Source organism: Povalibacter sp., assembly GCF_036735925.1.
In the GTDB taxonomy this organism is placed as follows: Bacteria; Pseudomonadota; Gammaproteobacteria; order Steroidobacterales; family Steroidobacteraceae; genus Steroidobacter.
On record NZ_DAINNK010000011.1, the window covers coordinates 77,160 to 86,232 of the forward strand.

Genomic DNA, 9,073 nt, shown 5'->3' on the forward strand with positions numbered 1-9,073 from the left:
GACCGGCATCCGGCGTCGGTAGAAAGACTGCAGTCAGGTATGGGGGATCTGGTCATGAACGGCAGCGAACTGCCCATTTTTCCCGGAGATTTCCGTATCCGACCGCGCCCGTATCCGGGTCGCGGCGCGGCCTGACTTCGCCATGCAAAACGCCCGGGCGGTGGCAACGTCCGGGTGAGTCCTAGGGAACCAACAGACTCGCACCGAGGGGGAACCAGACATGCGGATTCGACACAGGTACACGCGCGCGGCGTGGATGACAGCGGCGGTCTCGCTGACCGCCATGACCGCACACGCGCAGACGACGCCGGCCGCGGGCGAATCGCTCGAAGTCGTCGTCGTCACCGGCTTCCGGGCCTCGCTGGCCGACGCGCTCAACAACAAGCGCGAGTCCAACCAGATCATCGAGTCGGTGTCCGCCGAGGACATCGGCAAGTTCCCCGACCAGAACGTCGCCGAATCGCTGCAGCGTCTGCCGGGCGTGTCGATCGACCGTTCCAACGGTCAGGGCACGAAGGCGCGCATCCGCGGTCTCGACCAGAACGTCACGCTGCTGAACAGCGACATCTTTCTGAGCGGCCTGGAGCTGTACACGCAGGGCGAAGGCAATACCCGCGAAACGGATTCCCTCGAAAGCATTCCGTCCGAGCTGCTCGGCGGCATCGACGTCTACAAGTCGCCCAATGCCTCGCAGAGCGAAGGGGGTCTCGGCGGCATCATCGATCTCAAGACGCGCGGACCCTTCGATCTGGGCGATACGACCATTGCCGGCAACCTCCGCTACGCCGACAGCGGCGAAGGCTGGGAGCCGCTCGGCGCGCTGGTGTTCGGACATCAGTTCAACGACCGCTTCGCGGTCATCGCCTCGATTTCCTACGACAAGCAGAAGTTCCAGACCGACGTGCTCGGCGGACAGAACCGCGGCGACTGGGATTTCTCCGATCGTCCCGATCGCCTGACCGTCCCGGACTATTTCGCGCCCGAGTATCGCTATACGACCGATCGCGAAGAAGAGCGCGAGCGTCTGGGTTTCTCGCTGGGAGCCGCATTCCGCCCGAGCGAGTCGACCGAACTGCAGGCGATGTGGTTCCACTCCGATCTCGACATCCTGACCCAGGAAGCCTCGATCAAATTCCCGTTCGGCACGGAAAGCCCCGGCCTCGACACGACGCAGCCGTACGAGATCGACAGCAACGGCGTGCTCGTGCACGGCACGGTCATCGCCAACTCGGCCGAGGCCATCTCGTTCGTGAAGAACACGGACATCAAGTCCGACAACTTCCAGCTCACGTTCAAGTGGGACAACGGCGGTCCGTGGAGCGCCAGCGCCGCCGCCGCGTATTCGAAGGCCGAGCAGGAAAGCCAGAGCGCCAACAACGACGTGCGCTACACGCAGTACGCCGTGCGTGGCACCAACGGAGTCGGCTTCGCGCCGAATGCAGCAGCGCCGGCCAACTATCGCTTCACCTACGATGCCGGCAATGGCGAGGTGCCGTCGTTCACGCTGGTCGACCATCCCGACCTCTACACGAATCCGGCCAACGGCTTCTTCAAGTCGCACTGGGCGTTCGGCGACACCACGGATGCCGAGAACTGGTCGGTGCGCGGCGACGCCAGGTTCTCGCCGACCTTCATCACCGCGCAGAACGTGTCGTTCTCGGGCGGTCTGCGTCTGACCAGCCGCGAGATCGACTACGAGTTCGGCCGTTATCTCGCCGACTATTCCGGCAAGGGTGAACTCGATGGTTCGCAGTACGGCCAGAACTGGACGCCCTGGGGCTACTTCCAGGACGGCGCCATCGGCTACAAGTCCTGCGAAATCCCGGCGAGCGCCGGCGCCAACTTCGCGTATGCGCCGTGCGAACGCTTCGGCAATTCGCCGGCGCTGATCACGCCGTACCAGACCTTCAACAGCAATCCGGGTCGCGTCGAAACCATCAACGGCTTCTGGGGTTCCGGCAATGCCGGCACCAGCAGCGTGCTGGTGCAGAACCGCTCGCAGATGGGCAATGCGCTCGCATGGATCCAGGCGCTGTATCCGGATACGCCGTTCCAGTTCTTCCCGTCGCCGCTCGAGACCTTCCGCGTCGAGGAGAAGACCACGGCCGGCTACCTGATGGCGGACATCGGCAATCCGGAAGACCGTTACCACGTCAACGTCGGTGCGCGCATCCTGCGCACGGAACTGACGGTCGATCAGAACGCCGCCTCCAATCCCAACCCGACCTTCTGGGGAACGGACAGCTGGAACGGCGTGCTGAAGGACTTCGAGACGCGCAGCATCGAGCGCAGCTACACCGACATCCTGCCGAGCGCGAACGTGGTTCTGGACGTCACCGAGAGCAGCAAGGTCCGCGCGTCGGCGGCGCGCGTCGTGGCCCGCCAGGATCTGTTCCAGCTCGGTCGCGGCTTCGAGACGAACTTCACCCGCGACTCGGATGCGGGCAGCCCGACGTTCAATCTCTTCCGCTTCACGAACGGCAGTTCCGGCAATCCCGAGCTCGATCCGTATCGTGCGACCCAGTTCGACGTCAGCTACGAGTACTACTTCGGCAGCCAGGGCCTGGTCGCCGTGACGCCGTTCTGGAAGGAAGTCGATTCCTTCATCACCACGGTGACGCAGTCCGTCTTCGTGATGGACCAGGCGGGCGGACGTGAAGGCCCGGTGCAGGTGCCGATCAATGGTGAAGGCGGCAGCATCAAGGGCATCGAGCTGTCGGCGCAGTATGCGTTCGACTCGGGCTTCGGCTTCAACGTCAACTACACCTACTCGGATTCGGAGTCGGGATTCTTCAACGACTACGACAGCAACCTGCCGATCCCGGGTGTGCCGGAGCATGCGTTCAACGCCCAGGTCTACTACCAGAACTACGGCTTCGAAGCGCGCCTTTCCTATGGATGGCGCGACGAGTCCTTCGACAGCAACTTCGGCTTCCCGGATGCGACGTTCGACGGCGCAGGCAACGCCACCAGCATCACGCGCACGCTCGGCGTCTGGAATCGCGACTATGGTCAGCTCGATGCGCAGGTCGCCTACCAGTTCACCGACTATCTCGGCGTGACGCTGGAAGCGATCAACCTGACCGAGGAGGACGCGAGCCAGTACCTGCAGTTCGACAATCTGCCGTTTGCGTTCGACTCGGGCTCGCGGCGTATCCTGGTCGGTGTGCGCGGCAGGTTCTGATCGCCGCATCGTCGGGATGATTCGATGACACAGGGCGGTCGGCGCGTGCTGACCGCCCATTCTTTTGGCTCTGCCGCCGGGAGAAGCCATGCAGTCCGATCAGCGAATCAAACGCATCGCCATCGTCGGCGGCGGCACCGCCGGCTGGATCGCAGCGAGCGCCCTGGCGCGCAAGCTGGGTCGTACCTGTTCCATCCAGCTGATCGAATCGCCCGACATTCCCACCATCGGCGTCGGCGAGGCGACCATTCCCAGAATCGTCGACTTCATCAAGTTCCTCGGCATCGACCAGGCCGACTTCATGGACCGGGTCCAGTCGACGATCAAACTGGGCATCCGCTTCGACGACTGGCATCACGTCGGGCATCGCTACTGGCATCCGTTCGGCCCGCTCGGCGTGTTCATCGACCGTTCGCCGTTCTATCACTTCTGGCACAAGGCGCAGGCGCAAGGGCTCGATGTCGATCTCGGTCATTTCAATATCGAGATTGCGATGGCCGCGCAGAACCGCTTCATCTTTCCGGGCAACAAGCTCGGCATCGCGCAGAACCTGCGCTACGCGCTGCACTTCGACGCCGGTCTCGTGGCGAACTATCTGCGCGCGTACTCCGAACACCGCGGCGTCGTGCGGCTCGCGCGCAATGTCGCCGGAGTCACGCAGCGCGAAGATGGATTCATCGAATCGGTGGTGTTCAAGGAAGGCGACCGGCTGGAAGCGGATCTGTTCATCGACTGCACCGGCTTCCGCGGCCTGCTCATCGAGCAGACGCTCGAGACGGGCTACGTCGACTGGACGCCGCTGCTGCCGAACGATCGTGCGGTGGCGATGCAGGTGCCGAACCAGATTCCGCGCGGTCCGTACACGACGGCCACGGCGCGGCCGGCGGGCTGGCAGTGGAAGATTCCGCTGCAGCATCGTGTCGGCACGGGCTACGTGTATTCGAGCGAGCACGTATCGGATGACGCAGCGCTGCAGGATCTGCTGTCGCAGCCCGGCAATGCCGAACCGGTCACCGAGCCGCGCTTCATCAAGTATGTGACGGGCCGGCGCAGGCAGTTCTGGAACAAGAATGTCGTGGCGTTCGGCCTGGCCTCCGGGTTCATCGAGCCGCTCGAATCCACCAGCATTCACCTGGCGTGCAGCGGCGTGTATGCGCTGCTCGATCACTTCCCGGATGCCGGCTTCGACCCGGTCAACATCGCGCACTACAACAAGACCGTCATCGACGAATACGAGCGCGTGCGCGACTTCATCATCCTGCACTACTGCACGACGAAGCGTGACGACACCGACTACTGGAAGCGCTGCCAGCACATCGATCTGCCGGAGGACCTTGCCGAGCGCATCGAGATGTACAGGCGCACGGGCCGCATCTTCCAGCGGCGCCATGAGGTGTTCGTCGAACTGAGCTGGTTCTTCGTCATGCACGGCATGGGGCTGGTGCCGCAGTCCTACGATCCGCTCGTCGACGCCAGCGACTGGGAAGAGGTGAAGAAGGTCATGGCAGCGATGCGCCAGAACATCGCAGCGCAGGTGGCTGCGGCACCGATGCACGACAGTTTCTTCCCGGAGAAGCCGCGCGAAACCGATCCGGCGCGCGGCTGGGTGCGGCGTTCTGTAGGTCAGGCTTCAGCCTGACATTTTTCAGGCCGGCTGAAGCCGGCCCCACAGGAAGAGGCGGCTGCTTCCCTTCCTCCCAACGCGCCGCGCTGCTATAAGCCCCGCGAATCCGTCACGCCGAAGGTCTGCGCAATGCGCAAGCAGCGTCCGTCACTGCTGTCCACGTTGTTGTCGCGTCTCAACCGGAGCGAGCCGCAGGAACCGCGTGCAGCGAAGCCGCATTCGCCCTTTCAGGCGATCGCCATCTATCGCGGACTCGATGCCTGCGACATGGCGAAGAAGTTCAGCGAGCATCGCTTTCTCGCGCGCGAGGCGCCGACCCTGCCGCTGCAGGGATGCACCATGTCGCAAAGTTGCCAGTGCCGGTATCTGAAATTTCGCGACCGGCGCACGGAGTCGCGCCGTCTCAACGATTTCGGCGCCGCGACACGGCGCTACGGCCAGGGCGAACGCCGCGGATTTCGCGGACGACGCAAGGGCGATTGACGCAGGGACGATTGACGCAAGGGCGGCTGACGACGGCCGCTATTTCGGACGCGGTTCGGCCAGTCGCGAACCCGGCTCGCGCCGGCCGTGCCGGATCGATTCGATCGCGCTTGCCAGGCTCCGCGCAACGTTGCGCACTTCTTCCTGCACGGCCCGATCGCGATCGAGCGCCTCGTGGCTGGTGGCATAAGGTTCGTAGTAGCCGATGTACCGGTCCAGCACGGCCGTACTGCCCGCGCGCACGAGTCGCATGTCGCTCAGCCAGCCGGAGAGCGATTGCCGCAGCGTGTCGGCTCCTTCGGCATCGCCGTGCACGATGACGCCGAAAGCCCGTCCCGCCAGGTGTCGCGGGTAGTCCCAGCCTTCCAGCTCCAGTTTTTTCGCGAGTGCAGGATCTTTGCCCTGCGTGGTCGTGGGATCGGGATTGCCGCCATCGGCGCACACGAGTCGATCCATCATCAGCTTCAGTCCGCTCGGCGCCTGGTACCAGTAGACCGGCGTCACGATCAGCACGCCGTGCGCGGCGACCCAGCGCGGATAGATTTCATTCATCCAGTCGTCGACCTGGCCGAGCGCATGATTCGGGTAGCACGAGCATGGCCAGTGACACAGCGGCATCGCCGTCGAAACGCATGCCTTGCAGGGATGGATGATGCGACTGTAGTCGGAGTTGAGCAGGCTCAGGTCGAGCAGATCGACCGTGCAGCGCGCGGCCCGCAGCGTGTCCGCGGCCATCCTGGTCAGGCGGAACGTCTTCGACATCTCGCCCGGACAGGTCTTGTCGTTGCGACTGGCAGCGCAGATCACCAGTACGCGCCGGGCCGTCGCGCGCCGGCCCTGCTGTCGCTGCGCCTTGCGGATCGCCGCGCGGGTCTGCAGCCATTCGATCGACAGATCGTAGCCGGGATCCGCAAACGACTTTCCCGCCTTGCGCGTGCGGGGAGACTTGCGCGATTCGCGATAGTTCTTCCAGGCGATTTCCAGCAGCGTGTCGATCGCGGCCGCATGCGGTTCGAAGGCCGGATCGTGGAAGCGCTGGCGGAATTGCTGCTCGAAGGCGGCGCGCGACATCGGCCAGTCGGCCTGGCCTTTGCGTATCGCCGGCAGGGTGCGTTTGCGTGGCATCTCGTGCGCTGCTGTCTTGCGCGGGGTGCCACTGAAACGACCTGCCGGACACGGCAGTTCCGCGTGCCTGTGCCGCATAGGTCATTGGAGCCATTGTCTGCCTCGCGGCTGTGGTGCGAATGTGCGCGCCCTCGACCCCCCCCCCCGTCCCGGAGTTTCCGATGAATCGCCAATCGAACTGGACTCTCGTCCTGTGTGCTCTATTGATGGCAGCCGGTTGCAGCAAACAGCAGCCGGGCCCGACACCAGTCGCTGAACCGGCGGCCGCTCCCGCAGCTGCGGCCAGTGCGCCACCGGCATCTGCAGCGACCCGCGCGCAACCGGCGGAGCCGGATGAGCGCGCAGCAGCGATTCAGGCAGCGCTCGCCGAAGACGCGATCGTCTCCGATGCCCGCGGTCAGTGGGCCGTTGCGGCCACGGCCAGTTCCACTTACGGCGACAAGGAGCCGGAGGCGAAGTCGAGCTATACCGCGCACATGGCCACCGGTGCGCCGAATGTCGACAAGTATTCCGATAACGGCAATGCATGGGCCACCGCCACGCCGGACAAGGGCATCGAATGGCTGGAAGTGGTGTTCGCGAACCCGGTCCATGCCACGCAGATCCGCATTCGTCAGAACTACGCGCCCGGCGCCATCATCAAGGTCGAACTCGTCGCCGAGAACGGCTCGAAGTACACCGTGTGGGAAGGCGTCGATGATCAGCAGCACGCGCCGGGCACGATCGCGTGGTTCGATCGTTCCTTCGCCAGGACCGCCGACAAGGTGAAGAGCGCCCGCATCACGCTCGCGACCAATGCCGTGCCGGGCTGGAATGAAATCGACGCGGTGCAGCTGCTGGGGGAGACCTGAGAGGCAGCGATGCTCCCGCTTCTTCCTGTGGGGCCGGCTTCAGCCGGCCTGCTTCGGTGGGTGCGATCGGCGGTCGCGGCCGGCGGTCGCGGCCGGCTGAAGCCGGCCCCACAGGGAGAGAAAGAAAGATAGAGAAGAGCCCTCAGCCCGCCAGCACCTTCCGCAGGAAGATCGCATACACCAGCGATCCCAGCAGCACCCACTTGAGCAGGTAATACACATTCCGGTCCCATTGCTTCAGCCGCTTGGCGAGCAGCCTGAACTGATACGCGTACTGGAACGCCTGGTTGAGCACGCCGACTTTCTCGCCCGGCATGTTCTGCGTCGCTGCCGCCCGCGCCAGCGGCTGGCCGATCCAGCGATTCAAGGCACGCGCGATCGGATTCGACAGCGGTCGCTCGACGTCGCAGAACAGGATCAGTCGCTGCACGTCCGTCTGGTTCTCGGCGCGATGGATGTAGGTTTCGTCGAACATCACCGCTTCGCCGTCTTTCCAGTAGTACAGCTCACCGTCCACGGTGATGTAGCAGCGCTCGTTGTTCGGCGTGCGCAGCCCGAGGTGGTAACGCAACGAACCGGCAAACGGATCGCGATGCGACGGCAGTCGCGCGCCCGGCGGCAGCAATGCAAACATCGCGGCATGCACGTTCGGGATTTTCGACAGCAGTTCCGTCGTGTGCGGACACAGCGCGTTCGCCGACGGCAGGAAGTCGCCATACCACTTCAGATAGAACCGCTTCCAGCCGCTCTTGAAGAAGGAATTGAAACCGAGGTCGTTGTACTTCGATGCCGCACGGATGTGACCTTCGTCGAACAGGCGCATGGCCTCGTCGCGGATCGCCTCCCAGTCCTGTTTCAGCGGCGCGAGTTCGGGGAAATTCTTCAGGTCCAGGAAGGGCCGCGCCGGCACGGCGGAAAACAGGTACATGAGCGCGTTGTACGGCGCCATGAAAGTCGAGTGATCGGTGAGCTGCCGGCCGATGCGATGCCGGACCCGGCCGCGCAAATGCGTGTACACGGCGGCCGCCGCGAAGATCGCCAGGACGAGCAGGCGAGGCACGGATTCGACGATGGAATGCAGGTGCAGATGATTCATGGGCGAAGCGCCGACATCCGTGTCGCAAAGAAAGGGCGCGGATTCCAGACCGCGACTTGCCGCGGCCGGCAGTATCGAAGAAATTCCTGGACGATCCACATGAAGATTCGGAAATATTGCGTCCCATGAATTTCATCGGCAGTCCGGCGGCGAGCCTCATCTTCTTTGCGACGATCGCGATCAGCCTGATCGCGCTGTATCAGTCGCCGAAATTGCTCCACTGGTCGCTCTTCCGGCCCTACTGGTTTCTCCGGCGCCGGCAGTACGCGACGGTGGTGACGAGCGCGCTGGTGCATGCCGATCTCATGCACCTCATCTTCAACATGATGACGTTCTATTTCTTCGGCTTCCCGCTGGAGCAGTACATCGGCACGTTCTGGTTCGTCGTGCTCTATGCATTCGGCCTGCTGGTGAGCCACGCCGGCACCTGGCTCAGCCATCGCAACAACCCCGAGTACCAGTGCCTCGGCGCGTCGGGGGCGATCTCGGCCGTGCTGTTCGCATCGATCATCTACTTCCCCGAGCAATCGCTCTTCATCATTCCCATTCCGGTGCCGATTCCGGCGCCGCTGTTCGCCGTGGGTTACCTCGCCTACACCTTCTATGCGTCGAAGCATCCGCATGGGCGCATCAACCACGATGCGCATCTGGGCGGTGCGGTGGCGGGGTTGTTGTTCGTCGCGCTGCTGACTCCCGGGGCCTACCGCTCG

At 63.9% G+C, this 9,073-nt stretch carries 7 protein-coding genes; 5 read left to right on the forward strand and 2 right to left on the reverse strand.

All coding sequences use genetic code 11. The features are described from left to right. Positions 1-220 precede the first annotated feature (220 nt). The 3 genes from V7D81_RS05785 to V7D81_RS05795 all read left to right on the forward strand — a co-directional run bounded on the left by V7D81_RS05785 (position 221) and on the right by V7D81_RS05795 (position 5,291). Positions 221-3,184, forward strand: coding sequence for a TonB-dependent receptor (locus tag V7D81_RS05785; RefSeq protein ID WP_324315188.1), 2,964 nt, complete (start codon positions 221-223; stop codon positions 3,182-3,184). 88 nt (positions 3,185-3,272) lie between these two features. Then, a complete protein-coding gene (locus V7D81_RS05790) occupies positions 3,273-4,823 on the forward strand; it encodes a tryptophan halogenase family protein (protein WP_324315189.1) in 1,551 nt (516 codons plus the stop codon). 114 nt (positions 4,824-4,937) lie between these two features. Further along, positions 4,938-5,291, forward strand: a complete 354-nt coding sequence (locus V7D81_RS05795) for a hypothetical protein (protein ID WP_324315190.1) — start codon at positions 4,938-4,940, stop codon at positions 5,289-5,291. 39 nt (positions 5,292-5,330) lie between these two features. Here the strand turns inward: V7D81_RS05795 and V7D81_RS05800 are convergent, their stop codons facing one another. After that, positions 5,331-6,416, reverse strand: a complete 1,086-nt coding sequence (locus tag V7D81_RS05800) for a flavodoxin family protein (RefSeq protein WP_324315191.1) — start codon at positions 6,414-6,416, stop codon at positions 5,331-5,333. A gap of 161 nt (positions 6,417-6,577) precedes the next feature. Here V7D81_RS05800 and V7D81_RS05805 point away from each other — a divergent pair, with 161 nt between their 5' ends. After that, positions 6,578-7,267, forward strand: a complete 690-nt coding sequence (locus tag V7D81_RS05805) for a hypothetical protein (RefSeq protein ID WP_324315192.1) — start codon at positions 6,578-6,580, stop codon at positions 7,265-7,267. 142 nt (positions 7,268-7,409) lie between these two features. Here V7D81_RS05805 and V7D81_RS05810 read toward each other — a convergent pair whose 3' ends face one another. Further along, on the reverse strand, positions 7,410-8,363 hold the full coding sequence (locus V7D81_RS05810) for an aspartyl/asparaginyl beta-hydroxylase domain-containing protein (RefSeq protein ID WP_324315193.1): 954 nt from the start codon (positions 8,361-8,363) through the stop codon (positions 7,410-7,412). A gap of 125 nt (positions 8,364-8,488) precedes the next feature. On the opposite strand from V7D81_RS05810, the gene V7D81_RS05815 reads away from it, so the two are divergent. Continuing rightward, positions 8,489-9,073, forward strand: a 585-nt coding sequence (locus V7D81_RS05815) for a rhomboid family intramembrane serine protease (RefSeq protein ID WP_324315194.1), incomplete at its 3' end; no start/stop codon positions are given.

Excerpts from the sequence above, each read along its gene's own strand:
- V7D81_RS05805 (WP_324315192.1), top strand. The coding sequence starts at position 6,578 with ATGAATCGCCAATCGAACTGGACTCTCGTCCTGTGTGCTCTATTGATG.
- V7D81_RS05785 (WP_324315188.1), top strand. The coding sequence starts at position 221 with ATGCGGATTCGACACAGGTACACGCGCGCGGCGTGGATGACAGCGGCG.
- V7D81_RS05810 (WP_324315193.1), bottom strand. The coding sequence starts at position 8,363 with ATGAATCATCTGCACCTGCATTCCATCGTCGAATCCGTGCCTCGCCTG.
- V7D81_RS05795 (WP_324315190.1), top strand. The coding sequence starts at position 4,938 with ATGCGCAAGCAGCGTCCGTCACTGCTGTCCACGTTGTTGTCGCGTCTC.
- V7D81_RS05800 (WP_324315191.1), bottom strand. The coding sequence starts at position 6,416 with ATGCCACGCAAACGCACCCTGCCGGCGATACGCAAAGGCCAGGCCGAC.
- V7D81_RS05790 (WP_324315189.1), top strand. The coding sequence starts at position 3,273 with ATGCAGTCCGATCAGCGAATCAAACGCATCGCCATCGTCGGCGGCGGC.